General features: G+C 70.3%; 23 protein-coding genes and 3 pseudogenes. 9 read left to right on the forward strand and 17 right to left on the reverse strand.

Annotated features, from left to right (window positions below):
- Nucleotides 1-26: 26 nt before the first annotated feature.
- Both ACFVXJ_RS00650 and ACFVXJ_RS00655 read left to right on the forward strand, forming a co-directional pair.
- Nucleotides 27-1301, forward strand: a complete 1275-nt coding sequence (locus ACFVXJ_RS00650) for an MFS transporter (protein ID WP_389656359.1) — start codon at nt 27-29, stop codon at nt 1299-1301.
- 497 nt (nt 1302-1798) lie between these two features.
- A complete protein-coding gene (locus ACFVXJ_RS00655) occupies nt 1799-3841 on the forward strand; it encodes a M4 family metallopeptidase (RefSeq protein ID WP_389656362.1) in 2043 nt (680 codons plus the stop codon).
- A gap of 60 nt (nt 3842-3901) precedes the next feature.
- Here ACFVXJ_RS00655 and ACFVXJ_RS00660 read toward each other — a convergent pair whose 3' ends face one another.
- On the reverse strand, nt 3902-4408 hold the full coding sequence (locus tag ACFVXJ_RS00660; protein WP_389656364.1) for a hypothetical protein: 507 nt from the start codon (nt 4406-4408) through the stop codon (nt 3902-3904).
- Nucleotides 4409-4499: 91 nt separating this feature from the next.
- Nucleotides 4500-5087, reverse strand: coding sequence for a hypothetical protein (locus ACFVXJ_RS00665; RefSeq protein WP_389656367.1), 588 nt, complete (start codon nt 5085-5087; stop codon nt 4500-4502).
- Between the two features lie 521 nt (nt 5088-5608).
- Here ACFVXJ_RS00665 and ACFVXJ_RS00670 point away from each other — a divergent pair.
- Entirely contained in the window at nt 5609-5815 is a 207-nt protein-coding gene (locus ACFVXJ_RS00670; protein ID WP_389656370.1) for a hypothetical protein, read from the forward strand.
- A gap of 69 nt (nt 5816-5884) precedes the next feature.
- Here the strand turns inward: ACFVXJ_RS00670 and ACFVXJ_RS00675 are convergent, their stop codons facing one another.
- Nucleotides 5885-6370 carry an SgcJ/EcaC family oxidoreductase gene (locus ACFVXJ_RS00675; RefSeq protein WP_389656373.1) on the reverse strand — a complete coding sequence of 162 codons (486 nt, stop codon included), beginning with the start codon at nt 6368-6370 and terminating at the stop codon, nt 5885-5887.
- A 95-nt stretch (nt 6371-6465) separates the two neighbouring features.
- Between ACFVXJ_RS00675 and ACFVXJ_RS00680 the strand changes: the two genes are divergently transcribed.
- A complete protein-coding gene (locus tag ACFVXJ_RS00680; protein ID WP_389656376.1) occupies nt 6466-6981 on the forward strand; it encodes a MarR family winged helix-turn-helix transcriptional regulator in 516 nt (171 codons plus the stop codon).
- Between the two features lie 76 nt (nt 6982-7057).
- Here ACFVXJ_RS00680 and ACFVXJ_RS00685 read toward each other — a convergent pair whose 3' ends face one another.
- The 3 genes and pseudogenes from ACFVXJ_RS00685 to ACFVXJ_RS00695 all read right to left on the reverse strand — a co-directional run.
- The gene (locus tag ACFVXJ_RS00685; protein ID WP_389656379.1) at nt 7058-8131 is read right to left on the reverse strand and encodes a CorA family divalent cation transporter; all 1074 of its coding nucleotides are present in this window, start codon (nt 8129-8131) and stop codon (nt 7058-7060) included.
- Nucleotides 8132-8303: 172 nt separating this feature from the next.
- Entirely contained in the window at nt 8304-8504 is a 201-nt protein-coding gene (locus ACFVXJ_RS00690) for a DUF2254 family protein (RefSeq protein WP_389658538.1), read from the reverse strand.
- Nucleotides 8476-9021, reverse strand: a pseudogene (locus tag ACFVXJ_RS00695) (DUF2254 family protein); the annotation flags it as partial. The pseudogene ACFVXJ_RS00695 and the gene ACFVXJ_RS00690, both read right to left, overlap by 29 nt.
- Between ACFVXJ_RS00695 and ACFVXJ_RS00700 the strand changes: the two are divergent.
- On the forward strand, nt 9020-10861 hold the full coding sequence (locus tag ACFVXJ_RS00700; RefSeq protein WP_389656382.1) for a glycoside hydrolase family 15 protein: 1842 nt from the start codon (nt 9020-9022) through the stop codon (nt 10859-10861). The pseudogene ACFVXJ_RS00695 and the gene ACFVXJ_RS00700 sit on opposite strands and share 2 nt — an antisense overlap.
- On the opposite strand, the gene ACFVXJ_RS00705 is transcribed toward ACFVXJ_RS00700, so the two are convergent.
- The 9 genes from ACFVXJ_RS00705 to ACFVXJ_RS00745 form a co-directional block, all read right to left on the reverse strand.
- Nucleotides 10858-11277: a hypothetical protein gene (locus ACFVXJ_RS00705; protein ID WP_389656385.1), complete on the reverse strand. Its 420-nt coding sequence runs from the start codon at nt 11275-11277 to the stop codon at nt 10858-10860. The two genes, ACFVXJ_RS00700 and ACFVXJ_RS00705, sit on opposite strands and share 4 nt — an antisense overlap.
- A 219-nt stretch (nt 11278-11496) precedes the next feature.
- Complete coding sequence (locus tag ACFVXJ_RS00710; protein WP_389656388.1) at nt 11497-12336, reverse strand: SDR family oxidoreductase; 840 nt, start codon at nt 12334-12336, stop codon at nt 11497-11499.
- Between the two features lie 160 nt (nt 12337-12496).
- Nucleotides 12497-12637: a hypothetical protein gene (locus ACFVXJ_RS00715; protein ID WP_389656391.1), complete on the reverse strand. Its 141-nt coding sequence runs from the start codon at nt 12635-12637 to the stop codon at nt 12497-12499.
- Nucleotides 12638-12782: 145 nt separating this feature from the next.
- Entirely contained in the window at nt 12783-13697 is a 915-nt protein-coding gene (locus tag ACFVXJ_RS00720) for a cyclase family protein (protein WP_389656394.1), read from the reverse strand.
- A gap of 32 nt (nt 13698-13729) precedes the next feature.
- Nucleotides 13730-14677 carry an aldose 1-epimerase family protein gene (locus tag ACFVXJ_RS00725; protein ID WP_389656397.1) on the reverse strand — a complete coding sequence of 316 codons (948 nt, stop codon included), beginning with the start codon at nt 14675-14677 and terminating at the stop codon, nt 13730-13732.
- 270 nt (nt 14678-14947) lie between these two features.
- Nucleotides 14948-16348: a chloride channel protein gene (locus ACFVXJ_RS00730; RefSeq protein WP_389656399.1), complete on the reverse strand. Its 1401-nt coding sequence runs from the start codon at nt 16346-16348 to the stop codon at nt 14948-14950.
- Between the two features lie 40 nt (nt 16349-16388).
- Entirely contained in the window at nt 16389-17714 is a 1326-nt protein-coding gene (locus ACFVXJ_RS00735; RefSeq protein WP_389656401.1) for a hypothetical protein, read from the reverse strand.
- Nucleotides 17715-17907: 193 nt separating this feature from the next.
- Entirely contained in the window at nt 17908-18552 is a 645-nt protein-coding gene (locus tag ACFVXJ_RS00740; protein ID WP_389656404.1) for a GAP family protein, read from the reverse strand.
- A 293-nt stretch (nt 18553-18845) separates the two neighbouring features.
- Entirely contained in the window at nt 18846-19292 is a 447-nt protein-coding gene (locus tag ACFVXJ_RS00745) for a GntR family transcriptional regulator (RefSeq protein ID WP_389656406.1), read from the reverse strand.
- A 52-nt stretch (nt 19293-19344) separates the two neighbouring features.
- Here ACFVXJ_RS00745 and ACFVXJ_RS00750 point away from each other — a divergent pair, with 52 nt between their 5' ends.
- From ACFVXJ_RS00750 to ACFVXJ_RS00760, 3 genes and pseudogenes are all read left to right on the forward strand, one after another.
- The gene (locus ACFVXJ_RS00750) at nt 19345-20790 is read left to right on the forward strand and encodes an MmgE/PrpD family protein (RefSeq protein WP_389656409.1); all 1446 of its coding nucleotides are present in this window, start codon (nt 19345-19347) and stop codon (nt 20788-20790) included.
- A gap of 25 nt (nt 20791-20815) precedes the next feature.
- Nucleotides 20816-21712 carry an oxaloacetate decarboxylase gene (locus ACFVXJ_RS00755; protein WP_389656412.1) on the forward strand — a complete coding sequence of 299 codons (897 nt, stop codon included), beginning with the start codon at nt 20816-20818 and terminating at the stop codon, nt 21710-21712.
- Between the two features lie 173 nt (nt 21713-21885).
- Nucleotides 21886-22371, forward strand: a pseudogene (locus ACFVXJ_RS00760) (aconitase family protein); the annotation flags it as partial.
- Nucleotides 22372-22663: 292 nt separating this feature from the next.
- On the opposite strand, the gene ACFVXJ_RS00765 reads toward ACFVXJ_RS00760, so the two are convergent.
- Together ACFVXJ_RS00765 and ACFVXJ_RS00770 are read right to left on the reverse strand one after the other, a co-directional pair.
- Nucleotides 22664-23536 carry an LPXTG cell wall anchor domain-containing protein gene (locus tag ACFVXJ_RS00765; RefSeq protein WP_389656415.1) on the reverse strand — a complete coding sequence of 291 codons (873 nt, stop codon included), beginning with the start codon at nt 23534-23536 and terminating at the stop codon, nt 22664-22666.
- Between the two features lie 11 nt (nt 23537-23547).
- Nucleotides 23548-24111: a papain-like cysteine protease family protein gene (locus ACFVXJ_RS00770; RefSeq protein WP_389656418.1), complete on the reverse strand. Its 564-nt coding sequence runs from the start codon at nt 24109-24111 to the stop codon at nt 23548-23550.
- Nucleotides 24112-24311: 200 nt separating this feature from the next.
- Between ACFVXJ_RS00770 and ACFVXJ_RS00775 the strand changes: the two are divergent.
- Nucleotides 24312-24591, forward strand: a pseudogene (locus ACFVXJ_RS00775) (transposase family protein); the annotation flags it as partial.
- Between the last annotated feature and the right edge of the window lie 37 nt (nt 24592-24628).

Consider the following 24628-nt stretch of genomic DNA (forward strand, 5'->3'; position numbering starts at 1 on the left):
CGTACCGCCCCACCGAAGGTCGACCCATGCCCATCTCCCCGCGTACGCGCGTGACACGACGCGTCCGCCCGCCCGCCGCGGTGCTGCGTGTGATCCGACTGAACAACGGGTTCCAGCTGTTGTTCAACCTGCTGTGGTGGATGCCGGTCTTCTACCAGTACCAGAGGCAGGCGGGCCTGTCGGACAGCCAGATCTTCGGCATCCAGAGCGTCTACTACGTGGCGTTCTGCCTGCTGGAGATACCCACCGGCTTCATCGCCGACCGCATCGGACAGCGCCGCTGTATGCAACTGGGGGCGGCCGCGATGACCGCGGCGAACCTCCTCCCGGTCGCCTCGCCGTCCTTCGCGGGCTTCATGGCGCACTTCCTGGCCATCGCCGCCGCCCGCTCGCTGGTGTCGGGGGCCTCCAGCGCCTATCTGTACGAGTACCTGCACGAGCACGGCGCGGAGGACCACTACATACAGGCTGAGGGCACCGCCCGGGCGCTCGGCCTCTGGGCGAAGATCGCCTGTTGGCCGCTGGTCGGCGTCCTGATGCACGTCCGGCACGAGGCCCCTTACCTGCTGACCGCTCTCTCCGCGCTCGGTTCGCTGGCCTGCGCCGCGGCCCTCCCGGCGATCGCGGCGCCCCACGGGGGCGGTCACCCGCCCGCGGAGCGCGTCGGGCTCCTCGCATCGGCCCGCCGGGCCGCGAAGGTTCTCGGGACGTCACGGTCCCTCGCTCCCTTGATGGTGCAGGGCGTGGCCGTGTTCACGCTCGCCCGCATCTGCCAGGTCAACCTCTTCCAACCACTGCTCCTCGAGAAGGGCCTCCCCGTCGCCGATCACGGTGCCGTGCTGTCGGCGATGACGGTCGCCGAGGCCATCGGTTCGGCCAGGACCGGCTGGTTGCGCGGCAGGCTGTCCGGCCCGACCGTGGTGACCGTCCTCAGCGTGGTGATGGCACTCACGCTCGCGGCCACCACACTGTCGGGGGGCCTGGGCACCATCTTGTTCCTGTGCGCTTTCGCCGCCGCGGCGGGCCTGGCGTACCCGGTGCAACGCAACCTGATCAACGCGGCGATCCCGCCGACCCCGTACCGGGCGACCCTGCTGTCGGTGGAGTCCATCATCGACCGCGGCGTGTGCGCGTTGGTGGCGCTGGCCGTCGGTGCCTACCTGGCGGCGGACCGCCTCGACGCGCTCCTCGTACACGCCGCGGCGGGCACCTGTCTGCTGCTGCTCGTCGTGGGCGTCGTCCTGGGGCGACTTGGTCGGGACGGGGTACGTCGGACCGCCGGGACCGCCGGCCGACCCTGATACGGCGGGACGGCCGCGCGCGGCCGGCCGGACCCGGCCCGGACGGTCGCGTCGAACTCGGCGCTTCGCGGGCTCAGTACGCGGAGACCGTGTCGGGCGGGAAGTCGGCGGCCTCATCTCACCCGCCCGATCACGTGTAGGTCAACGGGGTTTGACGCTTGATGCCGAAGCCTTTGCCCGAATGCGAAGTGCGCCGGCACCGGCGTGCGCCGGCCGATCCGACCGGGGCGACCGGGTGTCCGAAAAGCGAGGACCGCCCCGTCATAAGCCCTGTTGGGTGGCCACGGGCTGACCGGAACCACTCCGACGTATTCGCTCAGCGGACGCCAAGCGTCGAAATCCGGACTCGATTCGGCTGATTTAATGACGCGGTCCTGACAAAGATCGCGATCGCTGGCACTCTCTCCCCATCCCCAGCACGGAACAGCTCCGCACGCTCTGCCCGGCCGGCCTCATCCCAGCCGCCCGGTAACCCCCCACACGCAGAAGGAGTCCGCGTGAAATCCACGACTCGTCGTCACGCCACCGCCACCAGCGCCCTGCTCGCCGCAGCCGCCCTGCTCACGGTAGGTGTCCAGGCGGGCAGCGCCAGCGCGCAGCCCGAAGGCTCCGGCAACGCCGCCGCCCCCAAGGGCGGGCCGGTGCGCAACCCCGGCGCGCTGCCCGCACAACTCTCCCCGTCCCAGCGGGCCGAGCTGATAGCCAAGGCCCAGAGCACCACGGCCGCCACGGCCAAGGAGCTCGGCCTCAGCCCCCAGGAGAAGCTGCTCGTCCACGATGTGGTCAAGGACCAGGACGGTACCACCCACACCCGGTACGAGCGCACGTACGAAGGACTCCCGGTCCTCGGCGGCGACTTGGTCGTCAGCCGTTCGACGGACAACCGGACCCAGGGCGTGAGCAAGGCGTCCCCCGCCACGCTGCAGGGCATCTCCACCACCGCCCCGGCCGACGCTCCGGCGGCCGCCTCCACCCAGGCCCTCGACGCCGCGAAGGCCGTGGGTTCCAAGGCCGCGAAGGCCGACATCGCGCCCCGCAAGGTCGTGTGGATGGCGAAGGGCGTGCCGACCCTCGCCTACGAGACCGTCGTCGGCGGGCTCCAGGACGACGGCACCCCCAACCAGCTCCACGTCATCACCGATGCCAAGACGGGTGCGAAGCTCCACCAGTGGCAGGGCATCGAGACCGGTGTCGGCAACACCCACTACAGCGGCCAGGTCACCCTCGGCACCTCGCAGTCGGGTTCGAGCTTCACCCTGAACGACACCGGCCGCGGCGGTCACAAGACGTACAACCTGAACCACGGCACGTCGGGCACCGGCTCGCTCTTCACCCAGTCCACCGACACCTGGGGCACCGGCGCCAACTCCAGCGCCGCCACCGCGGGCGCCGACGCCGCCTACGGTGCCGGGGTCACCTGGGACTTCTACAAGAACGTCCTCGGCCGCTCCGGCATCCGCGGCGACGGCGTCGCCGCCTACTCCCGGGTCCACTACGGCAACGCGTACGTCAACGCGTTCTGGGACGACAGCTGCTTCTGCATGACGTACGGCGACGGAACGGCCAACAACGACCCGCTTACCTCGCTGGATGTCGCCGGTCACGAGATGACGCACGGCGTCACCGCGGCCACTGCCGGCCTCAACTACAGCGATGAGTCGGGCGGCCTGAACGAGGCGACCTCCGACATCATGGGTACCTCGGTCGAGTTCTACGCCAACAACCCCAGCGCGCCGGGCAACTACCTCATCGGCGAGCAGATCAACATCAACGGCGACGGCACCCCGCTGCGCTACATGGACAAGCCGAGCAAGGACGGCGGCTCCGCGGACAGCTGGTACTCCGGCGTCGGCAGCCTCGACGTCCACTACTCCTCGGGACCGGCGAACCACTGGTTCTACCTCGCCTCCGAGGGCTCCGGCGCCAAGACGGTCAACGGCGTCAGCTACAACTCGCCGACCTCCGACGGCCTGCCCGTCACCGGTATCGGCCGGGACAAGGCCCAGCTCATCTGGTACAAGGCGCTCACCACCAAGTTCAACTCCAGCACCGACTACAAGGGTGCCCGCGACGGCACCATCGCCGCGGCCACCGAGCTGTACGGGGCCGGCAGCCCCGAGGTCACCAACGTCACCAACGCCTGGGCCGCCGTCAATGTGGGCGCCCGCGCGAACGGCGGCACCCCCACCCCGGGCAAGGTCTTCGAGAGCACCGCCCGGGTGGCCATCCCGGACTCCCCCGGCCCCGCGGTCACCTCTTCGGTGAGCGTGACCGGCATCACCGGCAACGCGCCGAGCACCCTCAAGGTCGGCGTGAAGATCACCCACACCTACATCGGTGACCTCCAGATCGACCTCGTGGCCCCGAACGGGACCTCGTACCGTCTGCAGAACTCTTCCTCCGACTCCACGGCGAACCTCGACAAGACGTACACCGTCAACGCCTCGGCGGTGGCCGCCAACGGCACCTGGAAGCTGAAGGTCCAGGACAAGGGTGCCGCGGACGTCGGTACCATCACGGACTTCAAGCTCACCTTCTGACCAGCCGACCGCACCTGACCTGATGCTGCCCGGAGCCTCCCGCTCCGGGCAGCGTCGTTCTCAACGGCCCTTGTCACCAGGCGCGTCATGGCTGCGGCCGACCCCCAGCCGCTCGGCCGACAGACCCACCAGGACACCGGCGGTGGCGACGACCACTGCCGGGATCGTCGAGTGGGCGTGCACTCCAGGGGTCCACGCCAAAAGCATCAGACCGACGAGGAAGTAGGTCAGCCAGCCGCACACCGCGTCCAGCACGCCGCCGGCGGCGAACGGGCGGAGCGAGGCGCGCGCGAGATGCCGCACCGGCACCGTGATGCCCATGGCGAGGAGCACGCACGGAGCCAGGAGCAGCAGCGCCCAGAACACGGACGCCATCCCGTCCAATTCGATCGCCTGCGGGAAGGCGGCGGCGGTGCCCAGCGTGACGAGGAGGTATGTGAGGCCGACGGGGACGATCGCGAACAGCGTCAATCCACCGACAACGGCTCCGGCCAGGAGCTTCTCGCCGAAGGTCTTCGGCCCGTCGTCGCCATCGGCGCAATCCGCGCGTACAGGTCGCTTCTCCATCAAGGCTCCGCTTCGGCCTTCTCCGCAGATGGTGTGGGGCCCGGGACAATGACCGCGACGCGGTGCCCTGTCCCGGGACCCCGGATCGGCGCTAGAACGCGACCAGCATGATCGCCATGGCGAGATCCTTCGCCACGTCAGTGGGGACTCCTGCCCTGACCAGGGCGATCACCAGAGCGTGCTCCCCCCAGCCCTCCACGCCCTCGATCGCGTCGGCGATCTTGCCGCCGTACTTGCCCGCGTACTTGGCCGCCTTCGGGTGGACATGCCTGAGCACCTTGCCGAGCCACGTCCCGCCGTGCCGGAAAGCGGCGCAGATCAGCTTCCGCATGATCGTCCCCTGGCCGAGGAACGAACTTCCGGGCGTGCCGGTTTCCAGGTGATTCGCATAGAGTTCGAACTGTGCGATCTCCGTGGAGTTCGCGCCGTCCGCCTTCATCTGCTTGACGAGGTCACGCACGTCGGCAGCGGTGAACGCCACGTCCGGGGCCGCCGAAACGGCCCCCGCGAGCAGGCTCTGTGACACCACGGGCGTCACGTCCCGCGCCTCCGACGCCTCCGCCAACGGCGCGGCAGCCCCCAGCGCCACGGCCACGCCGGCCGCGACGGCGGCTGCGCGCAGTGCGCCCTCACGGCTGGTCTTCAAGCCCGGACGGCGCGCGGCCATAAACAGTCTCATGTCGCTTTTCCTTTGTTTCTTCGCCTGTCACTGGTCAGGTGACAGGCGCCATACAGCAGTGCTCCGGCGGAATGCCGGTAAGGAATTCCGGAGCAGGCCCCGAAAGCTCACGCCGATTAAGCGAGTCCCCGTGCAAAATGAGCAATGGCGAGCAACTCCTGGTCAGGGAGCGGCTTTCACACACGACTCATGTGGGCAACTGAGCGGCGTGGCCTGCTTATTAGTACCCGAGATGGATCTTGCGACGCAAGGAGAGAGGCGCGAATGCGCGTTGACCGGCCGCATTTTTGAGCTTCACCTGAGCATTCACACCGCCAGGCCTCATTGCCGGCGGCCGGGGCGGATGGTCGGGGCCATCCTCCGGCCGGCAAGGCGGGCCGGAGGCGGCGCACGGTCGTCGGAGAGCCTTCCTTCACTCGCCCCGCACCGGCCCGGTGCCGGCCCGACGTGCGTACATGCTGCCGAACGCCCCACCGCGTGTCACTCTGGAAGGTAAAGCTCTCCGAGCGAGGAGCCAGCTCATGGGCAGTACGCAGGACAAGCGACCTTGGTCGGGCAAAGGCCGCGACGAGGCACGACCGGAGTCAGAGGTCCCGCCCGGGCAGGATCCGGTCCACCCCACGGAACCCGGCCGGCCCTCCCCCGGCAAGGACCGGGAAACCCTGCGCCGCCGCGAGCAGGACACGCCGGGCGAGAGCGACTACTGGGGCGGCTACGACGAGCTGTAGCGAAACGGAACTCCGACGCACCCCGGGCGGACCCGCCGGCATGAACCGGCCGCGGGAACGGTTCCACGGTCACCTCTCGGCGGCCGGGACGAGGTCCGGGGCGAACTTGTACGACACGGCTTCCGTCAACGGCCTGCGCTTGGTGTTGTGAAAGGCGGCGATCCGCCACTGCCCGTCGCACTCGCGGACGAGGGTGTACGTCTGGACCTTGCCGAGGCGCTTCGGCGCCCTCTTCTTGTACGTGTCGCCTCGACCGGTGACGACGGCCAGGTCAGGTCCGCGGAAACGGACGCCGACCACCTCATCGGCCAGCCGAGTGCCTTTGAGGAAACCGGCGAAGAGCGCGCGATGGCTCTCCACGATGTCGCGTCGCCCCTGGTACACCGTGCCGATGTACGTCGTGTACGAGGCGTCTTCGGTGAAGAGCGCGCCGTACGCCTCCGCGTCGTGACGCCCCCATGCGCCGACGAGCCGGGCCAGGACGGCTCGGACGTCGGCGTGCTCCCCGGTGGTGGCGGGTTGGAAGTTGCTCGTGTCCGGATCGGACGGCTGCATGACGGAACCCTTCCCATTGCCTAGACTGGGGCAGATACTTCATCGAAGCAGTATCTGCATGCGTGCAGCTACTAAGGTAGGAGGGGTTCTCCGAGATGGCAACACCCGACCGCACGGACGCGCGCACCGTCTTCCGCCAGTACCTCGATGCGGTGGGCCTCCAGGGCCTCGCCGGCGCGGAGGCGGCAGGTCTGCACACCTCGGAGTGGTACGCCCTGAGCACCCTCACGCTGGAGGGGGCCCTCTCCCCCGGTGAACTCTCCGCACGCACCGGGCTCACCACCGGTGCGACCACCCGCCTCATCGACCGTCTCGAACGCGCCGGGTACGTCCGTCGCGCCGCCGACGCCGATGACCGCCGCCGGGTCGTCGTCGAACCCGTACCGGACGCACTGGACCGCATCCAGGATGTCGTGGGACCCGCCCGCCGCCACATCGCCGAAGTGATCAGCAGCTACACACCCGAGGAACAAGCCCTGCTGTTCGACTACTTCGCCCGTGCGGCGCCCGCGTTCCGGGCCGCCACCGAGGAGCTCCGGCAGAACACCGCACCGAAGCAGGCCAAGCAAACCAAGCAGGCCGAGCGTGCGGTCCGACCGACGTCCGACTGAGCCGCCGGCTCCGTGGAGGTCAGTCGGACGCGGCCGGCGCGACCGGCGTGACCGGCGCGGAGCGGATATCGGCGGCTCAGCGAGAGGGCCTGCGGCCCCGGCCTCGCGGAATGCGGGCCGACCATCGCGTCGAACGCTCCGGCCCGTCGTCGAGATCGGCGTCGGTGCCGCGGACGGGGCCGCCGCGGAGCTGGCGCCAGTGCGTGCGGTACATGACGAAGTAGATCGCCACGCCCAGGGCGCACACCTGCATGCAGACGCCCAGCGTCAGGAAGGACCGCTCGCTCGTCAGGGCGTTGGTCAGATAGGTGAAGTTCATGCCGAAGAACCCGGTCAGGAACGACAGCGGCAGGAAGACCACCGAGGCGATCGCGAGTTTGTTGATCACCAGGTTCTGCTGGTCGGCGACGAGCGAGGCGTAGGTGTCGGCGGCCCGCCGGGTTTCGTCCCGCAGCGACTCGATTTCCATCAGCACCAACTGCACGGTGCGCTCGTGCTTGAGGTTCAGCGCTCGCCACCCCTCCGAGATCTCGCGGTTCGCCATCCTGCGGCGCGTCAGGAACTCCTGTGCCACCGTGGCGTAGGGAAGGAACCCACGGTGCAGCTGGGCCGCGCGCCGTCGCAAATGGGCCAGGCGGTGTACGTGTTGCGGCTGCCGCTGCTCGAACATCTCCTCCTCCAGGTCCTCCACCTCCAGCAGCGTCTGGGCGGCGGCCCGGCGAAAGCCCTCCATCACCCCGTGCATGAAGAGGAACGCCAGCATCGCCCCGTCTGCGGGCCGATCCTGGGGCAGGCGCTCGAAGAAGGCCTCGACCAGTGCGACGGGCCGGTGGTGGACCGTGACGAGGTGGCGGTCACCGGCGAGGACGTGGATGTGGGTGATGTCGGCGCCGTCTACCACCGGCACGACGCACCCGACGGCGCCTTCGTGGTAGTCGGCCCGTACGGGCTCGTGCCGCCTGCCGAACCACTCCCAGCCCTTGTCGGCCAGTCCGAGCCGGCGGGCCAGTGGCTGATCGTCGGGCGGCGGGTCCTCGCCTTGGGCGATGTCCACGAGCACCAGATCGCGGGTCGCGAGACGCTCCCGGGCTTCCGACAACCCCGTGCGCGTGACGACGCCTTCCGGCACCGACACCACCGATACGATCATCGCGCCTCACCCTGGATGACAGTGCGCTGCCGAGAAGCGGGACACCTCAGCCCCTGAGGCCCAACGTCCGGCACGCTACCACCCGGAGCCGCGCGGGCGACGGTGGCGGGCACCGGGCTCGCGGAGTCGCCGCCGGCATCACCCGGATCCCGCTGCGGGCCTGACGCGGGCATCAGCAGCCGTTCGGCCGGCCGACCACGTGCAGGAAGGTGTCGGTGTGGTTGAGCACCTGCACGGCGGTCGTGGGGTCGTTGACAGCGGGCGGGAGCGCGCGGATGGCGATTGTCCACGAGGATGCGCAGGGCGAAGGCGGGGTCCTGCTCGATGGTGCGCTCGGCTCCGAGGGCGACGAGCCCCGCCACGCGCCGATGATCGGGCGGCGCGGAACCGTGGGCCTCCACGAGAGTGGTGCCGGGCGGCACGAAGTCGCCGACTTGGTGGGCCAGTACGAGGACGCGGTCGTGGCGGACGGCTGCGGCGTTCAGTCCCGCCGTGTCGAACGCCTGAAGCTCTCCGCCCCGTTCGCATCGGATGTGGGTCACCGGTTCGGCCTGCGGCTGGGCGACCCCCTCGGGCGCCGTCGAGCGACGGATGTGTTCCGTTCCGCTGATCATCACGCCGCCCAATCGGCGAGCAGCGCCCCCCGCAGCAGTCCGATCAAGGGGATCATCCACAGGCTGGCCTTGGCGTACTGCCGCAACCGGAAACGCGCCGCCCAGGACATCATCGTCGGCTCCCCGGATTCGGCAGTGCGAAGCGGCCCGGCCATCCAGTCGTACGTTTCCAGGATAAAGCCGCTTCCGGGTGCTCGCAGGGGAGGCCCGGTCGACAGGCTCGCGGGGAATTCCGGGATTACGCTGACCGGGTGGCGTCCGGAAGGATTTGCGCATGGCTGACTATCCGCTGATCGAAGACCATGGCCTGATCGGTGATCTGCAGACCGCGGCATTGGTGACGACGGACGGAACGATCGACTGGTTCTGCTGTCCGCGTTTCGATTCCCCCAGCGTGTTCGGAGCCCTTCTCGACTGGGAGAAGGGCGGCCACTTCTCGGTCAGACCCGCGGAAGACGCGTACACCACGAAGCAGTTGTACTTGCCTGACACCGCGATTCTCGTGACCCGGTTCATGACCGAGTCCGGTGCCGGCGAGGTCGTCGACTTCATGCCGGTGACCGGGGGAACGGCCACCGACCGCCATCGCCTGGTCCGCATGCTTCGATGTGTACGCGGCAGCATGACCTTCCAGGTCGAGATCGCCCCACGGTTCGACTACGGCCGTAAAGCCCACTCCCTGCACATCACCGAGAACGGGGCCGTATTCGCTTCGGACGACCTGGAACTCACCCTCAGCGTGGTGCGGGAACCGGAGGACGAGCGACGGGCGCACCGTCTCACCGGAGATCACGACCTGCGGGTCGAGCTCTCACTCGAAGCCGGCCAACAGCGGGGGCTGGTCATGGAGTCCGCCGCGGCGGGACCGCCGCGCGAGATCCGCGCAGCCGAGTTCCAGGAGCTCTTCGCCGAGACGCGGCACTACTGGCGGTCGTGGCTGGGCCAGTCCCGGTACACGGGACGGTGGCGCGAGACCGTGGAGCGCTCCGCCGTGACGTTGAAGCTGATGACGTACGCACCCTCCGGCGCCCTGGTGGCGGCCCCCACGACGGGCCTGCCGGAGCAGTTGGGCGGTGAGCGGAACTGGGATTACCGGTTCACCTGGATCCGTGACGCGTCCTTCTCCGTGTACGCCCTGCTGGGGCTGGGCTTCACGGAGGAGGCGCGGGCGTTCATCGGCTGGCTGGGTGACCGGGTGAAGGAGAAGGCCGGCCGTGACACCGACACCGGTCCGCTGAACATCATGTACCGGGTGGACGGTTCCTCCGACCTCTACGAAGAGACGTTGGAGCACTGGGAGGGGTACCAAGAGTCTTCCCCGGTCCGCATCGGCAACGGCGCGGCCACCCAGTTGCAGCTGGACATCTACGGCGAGGCGCTGGACAGCATGTCCTTCGCCCACCAGCACGGCATCCATCTCGACATCCAGGGCTGGTCGTCGTTGCGCGCCCTGCTCGAATGGCTCGTGGACCACTGGGACACGGCCGGCGAAGGGCTGTGGGAGACCCGCGGCGGACGCCAACACTTCACCTACGGCCGCGTGATGTCCTGGGTCGCGTTCGACCGCGCGCTGCGGCTTTCGGTCGCCCACGGCCGGCCGGCGGAGAGTGTCCGCTGGGCCGCCGAGCGCGACAACATCTACGAGCAGATCCTGGCCAAGGGCTGGGATCCGGCGCGCAAGGCGTTCGTCCAGCACTACGGGAGCGATGTGCTCGACTCGTCGCTGCTGCGGATGCCGACGGTGGGCTTCATCACCCCCGACGACCCGATGTGGACGTCCACCCTGGACGCCATGGACCGGGAACTGGTCACCGACAGCCTGGTCTACCGCTACAACCCCGAAGCGTCACCCGACGGCCTGCGCGGCTCCGAAGGGACCTTCTCGCTGTGCACCTTCATGTACGTCGACGCCCTGGCCCGGGCCGGGCGGACCGATCAGGCCAGGCTCGTACTGGAGAAGATGATGACGTACGCCAACCACCTCGGCCTGTACTCCGAGGAGATCGCGCTGACAGGACGGCAACTCGGCAACTTCCCACAGGCGTTCACCCACCTGGCACTCATCGACGCGGCCATCACGCTGGACGACACCTTGAACCGTACGCGACGGGATTAGCGGGTGGTCCGACAGGTCGGACACCCTAAGCCGGCACTCCCGGGGCGGCGGCTGCCGCCCCGGACGGTACCGGGCCCAGCAGCACCGTCTGGTTCGCCCGCCTCCGGGACGACGGCCCGGGTCCGGTCCAACGGCTCCAGTCGGCCGTCGTCCCGGACCACGAGCAGCGGTTCGTGGTCCGCGGGGAGCGGACGTGAGGCGGGCCGTACGAGGAACCGGGCTCCCCGTCCGTACCGTTCCGCCAGGACGTGACGGACGAGTGAGCCGCCGAACAGGACGGCGCCGCCCGTGTAGGGCGCGACGACGCCGTGGTTCTCGTGCGGCGGTCCCACCCGGTAGACGGGTCCCTCGACGTTGTCCTCGACCAGCACCGAGGCGAGCGCGTTGAAGTCGTCGTGGTCAGTGAGCAGGTACACCGCATTGACCCCCTCCAGCCGGGCCCTGGGTTTGTGGCCGTCGCCGGCAGGTCGCCGCGGGCCGCCGTCCCCGCGGGGTGTTCATCCACGAGTTGGCGGCCAGGATGCCGAAGGCCCCGAGCAGTGCGGTGGCGGGCAGCGGGGCCGTGGCGTCGTTCCGGCGCAGGCCGCGATAGTGCATGAGGAGGGTGATGAGCGGCAGCGCCACCCCGAAGGGGTTCAGCCGCCGGTGGCGAAGCCGGGGAAGAGGGTCATCCCGCCGTCCACGAAGAGCGTGGTGCCCACGACGTAGTCCATGAGGTCCGAGGCGAGCGCCACGGCCGCGTGCGCGATGTCCTCGGGCTCGCCGATGCGCTCGTACGGGATCAGCCGGAGCAGCTCCTTGCGCGCCTCCGGCGTCTCCCAGGCGCTGCGGTTGATCGGTGTCTTGATCGCTCCGGGTGCGATCGCGTTCACGCGGATCTTCTTGGGCGCGAGTTCCTGGGCCAGGGTCTCCATCAGCATCTGCACGCCCCCCTTGGAGGAGGCGTAGTTCGCGTGCCCCGCCCAGGGGATGACCTGGTGGACGGAGCTCATGCAGATGATCTTCCCGGCCGCCCGGGACACCTCCGGGACGACGCCGCGCCGCAGGAACTCCTTCGTCGCCTCCCGCGCGCACAGGAACTGGCCCGTGAGGTTGACGTCGATCACCTTCTGCCACTGGGCGAGCGTCATCTCCTGGAACGGGGCGTCGCGCTGCAGCCCGGCGTTGGCGACCAGGATGTCGATCGTGCCGAACTCCTGGACCATCCGGTCCATCATGGCCACGACTTGGTCCTCCTGGGACACGTCCGCCTCGTAGGCGGCGGCGCGCACGCCGAACGAGGCGATCTCCTCGACCACCTTCTCGGCCTCGTCCGCGCCGGCCACGTAGTTCACGACCACGTCGGCGCCGGCCCGGCCGAGGCCGATGGCGGTTGCCATGCCGATTCCGCTGTTGGCGCCGGTGACCAGCGCCTTCTGCCCCTTGAGCAGGTGGGTGGGGATCACTTTCTGCGGTGCGCCCTCGGTGGAACTCACGATCGACTGCCTCCTCGACTGCCCGGTCCGGACCGTCCGACCGCGGCCCGACGGGGCCCGAATGCCACGCAAGCACCCGCCGCGGTGATCGGTGGGTCCGGACGCGGCATCCTTGGGCCACCCGGCGGAGCGGCAACGCCCGGTCGGGGCAATCCGCGGGTCAGCCGAGCCATTCCGCGAGGTGGTCGCCCACGCGCAGGGCTGAGGATCCGTCTGCCGGACGGAGCGGCCGGTGGGCGAGCGTGCCGCCGCCGGCGCCGGAACCGATGATGACGACGTCGTGGTGCGGGGAGTCGCCCACGGCGACCACCGTCCTTGCGCTCGGGGGCCGCCCCTTCCGGCCGGCCCTCTCCCTGCGCGCCGCCGGGATGCGGCAGCCACCCCCGCCTTTTCGAACGTATCCATCCTCGCCGCGGGCGGCGACCGGGACGGGACTCCGGCGCGGCTCACAACACCGCGATCGGATTCACCGGGGAGCCGGTGGCCGCCGGGAGCCTGAGCGGCGCCACCGCGCACAGGAAGGACCACCGGCCGGTGCGGGCACACGCTCGGGTCAGCTCCTCAAACTGCAGGTAGTCCATCAGGGGCAGGCCCATGGCCTGTATGGCCAGCACGTGCACGGGGAAGTCCATGCCGGCCACCGCGCTGGGGGCGGTGTCGTTGTTGCCGTCGGACCCCAGCATGGACACCCGCCGCTCGGCCAGGAACCGTACGGCCGTGGGGTGCAGGCCGGCCCGGGCGCGGGCCGCGTCCCATGCGCCGCGCTCCTGGCGCCGGGGGCGGTGCCCCACCCGTACGAACAGCACGTCCCCGGGCCCGACATGGACCCCCTGGGCGTCCTCCGCCGCGGTCAGGTCACCGGCGCTCACGTGTTCCCCCGGCTCCAGCCACGGCACACCCCGCAACCGTGGCACGTCCAGGAGCACCCCGCGTCCGACGACGCCGTCCCGGAAGTCCTCGACGGCAAGCGCACGGGCGCCGCCCGGCGTCACGCTGCCGGCCGGCACGCCGTTGTAGAGCTCCCCGTCGAAGATCACATGACACAGCGCGTCGAGGTGACTGTCCGCGTCGCCGTGTACGTTCATCGCGAACCGGTCGCGCGCGAAGTGCAACCCCTCGGCAGTGCTCTCACCGGCCAGGGGCGCGAGCATCGTGTGGTGTGCGGGTTCGGGATTGTCCGGGCCGGGCAGCGTTTCGATGGCCGCCGACAGCGACACCGTGAGCCCGGAACGGATCTCCGCGGCGGCGGCCACCACGCGCTCGGGCGTCAGGTGGCCGAGCGCACCGCGCCGGTCGTCGGGGGCGCGCGGACTGCGCTCGCGCAGCTCTTCGTACAGCGCGCGAAACGCCGCGACGGTCATGGGCCCCGGCGGTCGCGGCCCACTGTCCGGGCTCACCAGTCGCCCCATGGGGCCAGACCCCACCGGAAGACGTGACGGGCGCCCGGTTCCAGGACGGTGAGCGCCGTGCCGCTGCGGAAGGCGTCGGCCGGGCAGGACATCGGCTCGATGGCGACGCCGCGCCGGCGCCGCCCGGGCTCCCCGAGCGTGTCCCCGGTGTATAGCTGTACGTACCGGACGCCCTCGATGAGCCGTACGTCGATGCCGTACCGCCCCGAAGGGTGCCCCAGCCGGACGGCGCAGTGGCCGGCGGGGTCCCGGTCGAGGTCCGTGTACGCGGTGTCCAGCCGTTGCGCACCGATGGGCCGGGCGGCACGGAAGTCATAGGCCGTGCCCTCGACCGGCTCCTCCCCCGTCGGCAGGCCGTGCCCGTCGGTGCGCAGCCGGGAGCGGGCGGGCACGGTCAGCAAGGCGGTGTCCACCACGTCGGTGCCGACGGTCAGGTAGGGGTGCTGGCCCACGCCGTAGGGGGCGGCCGTGTCCCCCGCGTTGGTGGTGGTGACGGTGGTTTCGAGCCCCTCCCGGCCGAGCCGGTACTCGGCCGCCACCTCCAGCCGGTACGGGTATCCGGGCTGCGGGAAGAGGGTGGTACCGACCATGACCGTGGCGGCGTCCTCGTCGTGGTCGAGCAGCCGCCACGGCACCCACCGCAGGAGCCCGTGGATCGCGTTGCCGTTCTCCGGCTCGGTCAACGGGAGTTGCAGGTCCGCGCCGCCGAAGCGGTAGCGTCCGGCCGCCACCCGGTTCGGCCAGGGCACCAGGAGCTGCCCCCGCCCTCCGGTGATCGGCTCGTGGCCGGTGAACCCGTCGAGCAGCGGCCGGCCGCCCACCTCGTAGAGGCGCAGCGCACCGCCGAGTTCGACCACCACCGCCGTCTGGGCGCCGTGGCGCAGCCGCCACTGTTCTCCGGATGCTCTGGGGGGCGTGTCCTTGGGGGGCATGTGCCGCTCCTCGGTCTTAGGGCTGGGGAGGCCGCCGCCGCACCGGCGCGCTCCTGGGGCCCGGGCTCCTCGGGTTCGGCGAACCGACCCTCCGGTCATCGCGCCGGCGCCGCTTCCCCGACGTCGTGGCGCCCCATACGGCCTCCTTCACGCCCGCGGTACCGCCGACCCGTCGGGTCCGCGCCGGGCCCTTACCCTGCCCGGTCCTTCCACTCTCGGCGTGCGCGGTCGGCACCGCACTTCGGCGCCGGGCGGGGGGCGCGGGCGCCCTCAGGCAGGGCCGGAGCCGCCCGGGGTGGCGGCAGGCGCGGTCGACGGCCGCGCCGCCGGCTCGCCCGCGGAGGGAACGGGCTTCCCGGGCGGCAGCAGCTGGGTCGTCACGAAGGCGACGACGGCCGCCAGGATCACCACGGGAACCATCGCGACGCTGTCCAGCACCAGGACGACGAGCACGATGCTGCTGACCGGCAACCGCAGGGCACTGGTCGTAGCGGCCGCCATGCCCGCGGCCAGGCCGGGTACGACGCCCAGGCCCGGCAGCGGTGCGAGCAGCACGCCCACCGCACCCCCCAGGAAGAGCGAGGGGAACACCGGGCCGCCGCGCAGGGCACCCAGGCACAGGGTGTAGGCCGCGCCCGCGCAGATCACGACGGCGATCAGCGCCCAGACCCCCCACGCGTGCGGATCGGCAGCCAGCCGGCTCAGCGTCTGCTGGCCGGAAGACGCCACGTCCGCCGGCGACCGGCCGGTGACGAGCGCGTACCCCGCCGCGCAGACACCGGCCGCCAGTGCGCACAGGGCCGCGTGGGCGACGGGACGCTTCGTGACGAACCGAGCGGTCGCCCGACCTCCGCGCAGGATCATGTGCACGAGGGCTCCGAGGGCCACCGCGATGAGGATCGACCAGAAGACGTCTCCGGCGTCGAGGTGCGGAGGGGCTACGCCCACCTTCATGGAGAGATGGGTCGTGGTCAGTCCGGTCCAGCGGCCGAAGCCGGTGAACACGAGGGAGCCCACCCCGGTCGACAGCAGCGCGGGCAGCATGACCGCGAACAGTTGCGGCCCGCCCACCCCGGCCACCTCGATGAGCATCACCGCCGCGATCACCGGGTTACCGAAGATCACCGCGACCGCGGCCGCCGCTCCCGCCGCGCCCAGCAGCGCCGTGCCCTGGGCCGTCGCCGGTACCCGGGCCAGATCCCTGAAGAGCACGGCCAGGCCGCCGCCGAGGGCGATCAGCGGTGCTTCCGGTCCGAGGGTGGCTCCGAGGGGCAGGCTGAGCAGCGCGGCGAGGATCACGCCCGGCAGGGCGTTCGGCGAGGGGCCACCGGTGTGCAGGCCCGCGGCGGGAACGTGACCCCCGGCGCCGGGCAGGTGCGCGACCACGAGCCCGACGGTCGTACCGGCCAGGAGCAGCAGCGGCAACGGCCACCACCAGGGCGGGACGTGCCACCCGAGCGCTTCGGGCAGATCTCCCCACACCAGGTGTTCCAACTCGTGGAGCGCGTAGAGGAACCAGAACGCCACCAGCGACACCGGGATACCGATGAGGGCGCAGAACAGCAGTGCCTTGAGGTAGCCGGGGCTGCGCAGCAGCTCGCGCAGCCGGTCGGCCTCTTCCGGCTGTGTGCCCCCGGCAGGCCCCGCGGTGCGCGGATCCGACGCCGTCATGGGTGTGTCCCGTCCGTCTGGGTGCTGCGGGTCCTCGTGTTCACCGTCGTGGCGGTGCGTGGCTTTGCGTGGGCGGTGTGGCCGGGTCGGTCCCGTTGCCCGCGAGGAATTCGGCCACGGCCAGTACGAAGAGCAGCGCGAGCGCGATGCCGACGATGACCCAGCCGGTCGGGTAGCTCCACAGGAAGACGGTCAACACCGCTGCCGCGACCAGGATCCAGGTGATCAAGCCGATGTGGCGCCGGACGAACGGGCCGACCGGGCCCGTGCGCAGACCCGCGTGGTCCGCTGTGGAGCGGACGGCTCCGATGCCCGAGTGCCACAGCTGTTGTACGAGTCCGGCCGAGCGGCCGGAGCCGGTGAGCCAGGCGGCCAGCGCGACGACCACCCCGAGTACCACCGCCATCCGGACCGTCGTGCGGAGGTAGTGCGTCATCGCGTCGTAGACGCTCGCGGCCGCGGGCTGCGAGACGGTGTCCGGGAGCGCGTTCAGGTAGACCACACGGAAGACCGTGAGGGCGACGCCGAGCATGAGCGTGGCGAAGGCGAAGGCGAGCGCCGCCGTGATGAGTACGCGGCGGCGGTGACGGGACAGGAGCACGCCGGCGGCGATCAGAAGCACCGAGAGCACCGGAAGCCAGTCACCGGTGATCTGCAGCAGCCGGAATCCGGTCTTGACCTTTCCGATGTTGTCCGCGCGCAGCACCGTGAAGTCGGTCTTGACCGTCGGGATCTTGGCGGCCGCGGTCATCCCCGCGTCGACGAGGCGCTGTTTCACCTGGTCGACGACCGGGCCCAGGTCGACGGTCACCGAGTCGTTGTTGATCTTCACCGCGCCTCCGCCGCTGCCGGTGAGGGCCTTGTCGACGGCGGCGTGGATGCGGCGGTTGGCTTCGATCCAGATCCGGTCGAAGGTGTCGGAGGCGATGACGTCCTGCGCCTTGTCGTGTACGAAGCTGCCGACGGCGCTTTCGAGGGAGTTGCCGAGTTTGCCGAGTGCCTTCTCCACGAGGGGCCGGTCCTTGGGAGCCACGCCCTCCAACAGGGTGGGGATGTCGATGTGTTCCATCACGGCGTTGGTGACCCGGGTGGCCGCTGCCGCCTGGATGGCCGGATCGGAGGCGAGCGGGGCGACCGTCTGCACGTAGCGGTCCGTGTCGCCGACCACGCTCGATGCCCACGCCGAGACGGCCGCGAGAGGGGCGAGCACACAGCCGATGACGATGAGCAGAGCGGCGAAGAAGGCTCTCCAGCGGTGGTGGGTCGCTCGTGCCGCCTTTTCCGCCTCCAGCGCCGCCAGCCGGGAGTGGAGCTGTTCCAGTTCGGAGGGCTGAGGGCTGGAGGCCGCCCCGCTTTCGTGCGTCATCGCGCGTCCTCTCGTGCCCGTACGGGGTTCACCTCGCAGCAGACCGCGTGGAACGGTCGGACGCGAGCGGTGCACGTCCGGACGGGTGAACGGACGTCGGCCGCGGAAAACCCGGCCGGGGATCCGTTCGCCCCATGGGCACGCACTGTTCGCCCGACCGTTCCATTCAGGCGCTCGCACGACTGCGGCGCTGTCAGGCGACCAGTTCGTAGATGCCCCGCACCGCCAGCCACAGGCCGGCGAGCAGGGAGAGCGTGACGATCAGCTGCTCTTGGTGCTGCTCGATCCAGATCCGCAGGGCGTCCAATCTGGCCCCCGCGGCCGCGGGGGCCCAGACCGAGTACAGCTCCATGACGATGAGGCCGAGCGTGGCCAGCAGGCAGAAGCCGGTCAACGCGAGCCAGGTGGCGACGGAGGAGAGGTCCGCGGCGACGACCGAGGCGGCGCCGGCGGCGACCAGTCCCCAAGGCTGAAGCAACCAGGCCAACCCCGCGGCCGTGACGAGTGAGGCGTCGTCGAGCAGGGTGCTCCAGCGGGGCGGGTGCGGCGGCCGGGGCGGTCGGCGGCGGCGGTACGCGCCGTACAGCACCAGTCCCACGCCGATGGCGCATTTCACACCCGCCGCAGCGGTCGACGGTGCGCTGTGGCGGGACGGGGGCTGACCGCCGGTCAACAGCAGCACGCAGGCGATCACCACAAGCAGGTTGGCGAGCCACGACAACACGAACGTCAGACCTTTGCGGACACCACGCTCCGAGGAAAGCAGCAGGATGAAGGCGCTGTTGTGCAGAGGTCCCAGATTGATGGCCAAACCGATCACGAAAAGGTCGAAGACCATCAGCGCCGTCACTCCCGAAGGTCAAGGCCGTCCGCCGCCTCGGGACGGGAGAACCGGCTGAGCAGGGTCGGGCGGCGCTGTCACGACACCGCATCCCGACTCTGCAAGCGGCTGCCCGACGGGTCAAGGAGGCCACGCACACGTCCCCCAACGCCACACCTACGTGCGCGTCGGGACCATCCGGCCACGCGTCCCGCCACACCGACGTTCCTTCACCGCGCCGGAAGTACACAGCCGACCGTGTGAGGCGAGGGTGATCCGGGTTGGTGGCTCGGCGGCGGACGGCGGCCGTTCTACGGGCCCTCGGACGAGCCGAGCAACCGGTGGAAGTCGGAGCGGCCCCGCGTACGGTGCTCGGCCAGCAGCCGCAGCGCGAGCGCCGGGTCGCCGTTTTCGAAGGCGGTGACGATCCCGTCGTGTTCGGTGAGGATCTCCTCGATCCGCGCGAGATCGTCGGCTGCGGCCCCGCGACGGTAGGACAGGGCGCGGTGCGGCTCCAATGCCTCCCAAAGCTGCCGGACGAAGCGGAGCATCCATGCGTTGTCGCAGCCGTCGAGCAGTGCGAAATGGAAGTTCCGGTTGCCGGTGATCACGCCCCGCACATCGACTTCGGCAACCGCGGCCCGCTGTGCGTCCAGGGCGGCGCGCATCGCGGCGATGTCCTCGGGCCGCATCCGGGCCGCCGCGTTCGCCTCGGCCTCACCCTCCAGGAGCTCCCTGATCCGGAAGATGCCGTCCACGCTCTGCCCCCTCTCCGCCCCATTGGGCTCGACAACCTTGGAGGTGAGCGCGGTGCCCACACCGACGCGAACGACCGATCGAAAGCCCACCGACCCCGACGGCCCAACAGGTCGGCTGGCCACCTGGTTGGCCACCACCTCTTCGGAAGACATACCCGCCGGCGTACGGGAGCGGGCCGCACACCTGGTGCTCGACGGCCTCGCCTGCGCCCTGATCGGCGCCCGGTTGCCCTGGTCGCGTACGGCCGTCGAGGCGGTCCTCGGCCTGGAGGGCGCCGGCGACGTCCCGCTGATCGGCTGGGGGCGCACCACCAGCGGCCCGGCGGCCGCAGTGCTGAACGGCACGTTCATCCAGGGCTTCGAGCTGGACGATTACTATCCGGCCGCCCCGCTGCACAGCACTTCCCTGGTGCTGCCCGCGCTGCTGTCCACCGCATCGCAATTGCCGTCGGTCACGGGTGCGCGGTTCCTGCGCGCCGCGGTCCTGGGCTTCGAGACCGGCACCCGGGTGGGTCTGGCGCTGCACGGTTCGGACATGCTCTCCCGTGGCTGGCACTCGGGGTCGGTTTTCGGCACGCATGCGGCCGCCGCCGCGTCCGGTGCGATACGCGGCTTGGACGCCGCCGCGTTCGAGGACGCGCTCGGCCTGGCCGCCACCCAATCAGCGGGTCTGATGGCCGCCCAGTACGAGGCGATGTCCAAGCGGATGCACCACGGTCTGGCCTCACGCAACGGCTTCTACGCGGCGGGGCTCGCCCAGGCCGGCTACACGGGCATCAAGAGGGTCTTCGAGCGCCCCTACGGCGGGTTCCTGTCGACCTTCGGCGAAGGGCACGATCCCGACGCCACCCAACTCACCAAGGGCCTGGGCCGGGAGTGGAACACCGAGCAGATCACGGTGAAGATCCACGCGGCGATGGGCGGCCTCCACCCCGCCATCGATGCCGCCATCGCGATGACCGAGGGCCGCACGATGCGCGCCGACGACATCGAGTCGATCCGGATCGAGGTGCCTGACGCCATCTACCACCACGGGTGGTGGGTCCCGGAGCGCCCCCTGACCACCATCGGCGCCCAGATGAACATCGCCTACGCCACGGCCGTGGCCATCCTGGACGGCCACGTGCGGCCCGACCGGTTCACACCGGCCCGGATCGACGCCGACGACGTATGGCAGTTGATCGGCCGCACCGAGGTGCGACAGGTCGACGAGCCGCAGGACCCCACCTGGACCCAGCGCGGCTACAACACCCGTCTCACGCTCACACTGCGCGGCGGCGAGGTCCTCACCCAGGCCCTGAACCAGCCCCATGGCGGACCCGACGACCCGCTCACCAACCCCGAGATCCGCGAGAAGTACCGGACATTGACGGCCGAGGTCATCGACGCCGAGCGGGCGACGGAGATCGAACGCGTCGTCCTGGACCTGGAAGGCCAGTCCGACCTCGGCCGCCTGGTGGAACTGCTCGCCGCACCTGCCCGCGGCGTCCTCGACTGACCCGTCACGAACCGAGAGGAGACCCATGCCCCCGTCTCGACAGGCAACTCCCACCACCCCCGGCGGCCGACTGCGCGCGCTGCTCGCTCAAGGCACCCTGATCACCGCCCCCGGCGTCTTCGACGGCCTCTCCGCCCACCTCGTGGCCCGCACCGGGTTCAACGCCGCCTACCTGAGCGGCGCCGGCGTGTCCGTCGCCGGATTCGGCCTCCCCGACATCGGGCTGCTCACCCAGAGCGAGATGACCGACCGGGCCCGCGTCGTGGCCACCGCGCTCGACGGCATCCCGCTGATCGCCGACGCCGACACCGGCTACGGCGCACCGATGAACGTGGCACGCACCGTGCGCGAGTACGAGAAGGCCGGGGTTGCCGCCCTCCACCTGGAGGACCAGGCGTTCCCCAAGAAGTGCGGACACCTGCCCGACAAGGAACTCGTCTCCCCCGCGGAGTTCACCGACAAACTCGACGCCGCCCTTCAGGCACGCACCGACGACGACCTCGTGATCATCGCGCGCACCGACGCCCGCGGACCGCTGGGCATCGACGAGGCGATCGATCGAGCGGGTCGCTACGCGGCAGCGGGCGCCGACGTCCTCTTCGTCGAAGCCCCGCAGAGTGTCGAGGAGATCGAGAAGATCGCCGCCGAGGTCGATGCCCCGCTCCTGATCAACATCGTGCGGGACGGCCTCACCCCCGACACACCGCCCGAGCGGCTCGCCGAGCTCGGCTTCCGGATCGCCCTCCACCCCGGTGCCCTGCTCGCCCCGTACGTCCTGCACGGGCTGGAGGCCCTGGGCCGCATGGGCGGCACCCTGCCCGAGGCCGGGCCCGGCCCGCAGGGCCTGTTCGAACTCGTCGGCCTGCACGAGTGGTCCGCGATCGGCGAGCGCTACCGCGGCGACGCGAAGGACGGTGTCTGATGGGCATGACCATGATGGAGAAGATCCTCGCCCGCAAAGCCGGCGTGGATCAGGTCAGCGCCGGTGACACGGTGGTCTGCGACGTCGACATGACCGTGCTGATCGATCTACAGTTCGCCACCGGCTGGGTCCGGCCCCGGAAGATCAACGACCCCGACAAGGTCGCGGTCATCATGGACCACGCGGTGCCCGCGCCCCACGTACACGACGCGATCGGCGGCACCCACGCCCGCGCCTTCGCCCGCGACTTCCGCATAGAGAAGTTCTACGACGTCGGTCGCCACGGCATCTGCCACCAGGTCATAGCGGAGAACGGCCTCGCCCGCCCGGGCGAGATCCTCGCCTGCACCGACTCCCACACCTGCGCCGCGGGCGCCTACAACACCGCCGCCCGCGGTCTCGGCCCGGCGGAGGTGTACTCGATCCTGTGCACCGGCAAGACCTGGTTCCAGGCCGCGCCCACCATCCGCTACGCATTCACCGGCACCAAGCCGGCCGCCGTCTCCGGCAAGGACATCTTCCTGCACATCGCCGGCACCTACGGCGACGCCACCAACCACAACCTCGAATACGGCGGTCCGGGGCTGGCCTCGATCCCCATGAACGACCGGCGCACCATCGCCACCCAGGGTGCCGAGATCTCCGCGGACTTCTCCACCTTCCCCATCGACGACCTCGCCCGCGACCACCTCGCCGCCCACGGAGCATCCCGCTCGCCATCGGCCCCGCCGCACTTGCCGCTGATCCCGGCCTGCGACCCGGCAGCCTGGCGCGCATCCCCCAGGACCTCGGGGCGGTCGGCTTCGCCCACGGGGCCCCTCTGTCCGGCGGCGAGGTGGACGCCTTCCAGCGGTTCCTCCGGCAACTTTCCACATCGCGCGCGTGATCACCGGGAATCGCTCCGTCCCGGCCGACTGCTTCCAGGCCGGGACGGAGGCGTAGGGGTCGGGTTCAGCAGGTGCTTGCGCGCCGGCGCCGACGGAGGAGGACGGCCCCACCCGCGAGGGCGAGTGCCGCGCTGGACCCGCCGGCGAGTAGCAGGGTGGAGGACGAGGCGTCGTCCGCCGTGCGCCGGGGGCTGTAGCCGCTGGAGTAGCCGTTGGTGTCGTACGCCGAGCCGGGCAGCTTGTCGGCGTAGCGGGCCTTGACCAGTTTCTGGTAGTCGCCGAGCGAGATCGACGCCTGGCCGCCCACGCCTTGCCGGGCCTCGTCGTTGAGTGGCTCGACAGTGGTGAGCTTGAGCTGGTACCAGCCTCGGATCTGCGGCTCGGTGAAGACCAGCGTGCCCAGGGTTGCCTTGCCGGCGTATGTGGCGTCGCCCTCGCCGTCGCGGATGGCCGCCAAGTGCCAGCCGCCGCCCTGGGTGGGGGCCAGCATGACCGTGGCGTTGCGTCCGTTGACGGTGATGCTCAGCGAGGAGACCAGCTGCGTCAGCTTGATCGCCTCGGTGGGCAGTGGCCTGGCGGTGCCCGCGACGAACCCGGGGGTGATCTCGTTGCGTGCCACCGGGTCCTTGATCGAGAAGGTCGGGAGGCCTTGGCACGGTTCGGCCGTTTCGGGGATCGTCTGCACCGGACCGCCGGCGCCGCCGGTGGGCACCGGGGTGTTCAGGAACCGGCAAACGGCGTTGCGCACGTCGGTGGACTTCACCGCGTCCAGGGCGGCTTGATAGTCCGGGATGTCGGCGGGGAGAGGGTCCTTGGCGGGGGCCGCATGGGCCGGACCCACGACGGACAGCAGTGCGGACGCGCTCAGAGCGATGACGATGGACAGGCGGGAGAAGCGAGAGTCCGCCCGCTTGCTGGACGTTTTGGTGTCGCGCATGTCGCCTGCCTTCAGCGGGAGATGCCGATGCGGGAGTGGGTCCACTTGGACGAACTGTTGCTCACGTAGTCGTTGTAGTTCCACCACGTGTAGGTGGTGGTGTCCGGCCACGGGTCGGCCACGGCGATCGTGTTGTTCGACGTGTCGAAGCCGTAGACCACGTTCATGTGGCCCCCGCCGGACGCCCACCCGATGCGAGCACCGATCGGCCGGGCCGCTTTGACGTCGGTGTACACCTGGTTGAACGTGGCGGCGCTGCTCAGGGCCGAACCGGTGTGGGCCATGCCGAGACTGCTCCAGCCCTTGGCCATGTCATCGAGTGTGGCGGGCTGGTTGTTGCAGCCGTAATAAGGCTGGGCCCGGTTGCAGAAGTCCGTCTGTGTGGAGCCGAAGCCCTGGAACTTGGCGATGGTCAGCCCGGAGGCGACCCAGCACCACTGGGTCTTCTCCTGCTTCAGCATGGTGATGGTGTCCTGACCCGCTTCCGCGTGGGCCGTGCCTCCCACGGCCGCGAGCGATCCCAAGGCGGCCAGCACGATGGCCGACGCCGTGGTGCCATACCTGAATTTGCCCATGTTCCTGCCTTCCCCCTGATGGGTGCAACGAGATGAGCGGGGCAATCTGGAACGAATATGACGGCGCAGCATGTCGAAGGCATAGGGGATTTACCATGACTCAACCCCTACTGATTAATCGTCAGGTAATCGTGCCGTAACTGCTGTTCTCCTTGGGACGGTCGCTGCCCCGCGATGCAAGGTTGTGCGGTCGGATGCCGACAACCACGATCGCCGACGGCGGCTACCCCGGAACCGGCCTCGTCATCCCGCACCGCCTGGCCCCGAGGCGGCGAACTGACCGACTGGCAGGCCGAACACAACCACGACCACAAACGGGTTCGCGCCCTCGTCGAGCACGCCTTCGCCCGGATGAAGACCTGGAAGATCCTGCGCGACTGCCGCCTGGGAGGCGACGGTGTGCGCGACGCGATGCACGGGGTTGGCCGCCTGCACAACCTCGCTCTCACGGGACCACTCCCGCCGCATGCCGGGACCTGAGCGGTCCCCGGGAGACGGCTCCACACCTCGCAGTCTC

The sequence above is a fragment of the Streptomyces sp. NPDC058279 genome (genome assembly GCF_042881255.1).
GTDB lineage: Bacteria > Actinomycetota > Actinomycetes > Streptomycetales > Streptomycetaceae > Streptomyces.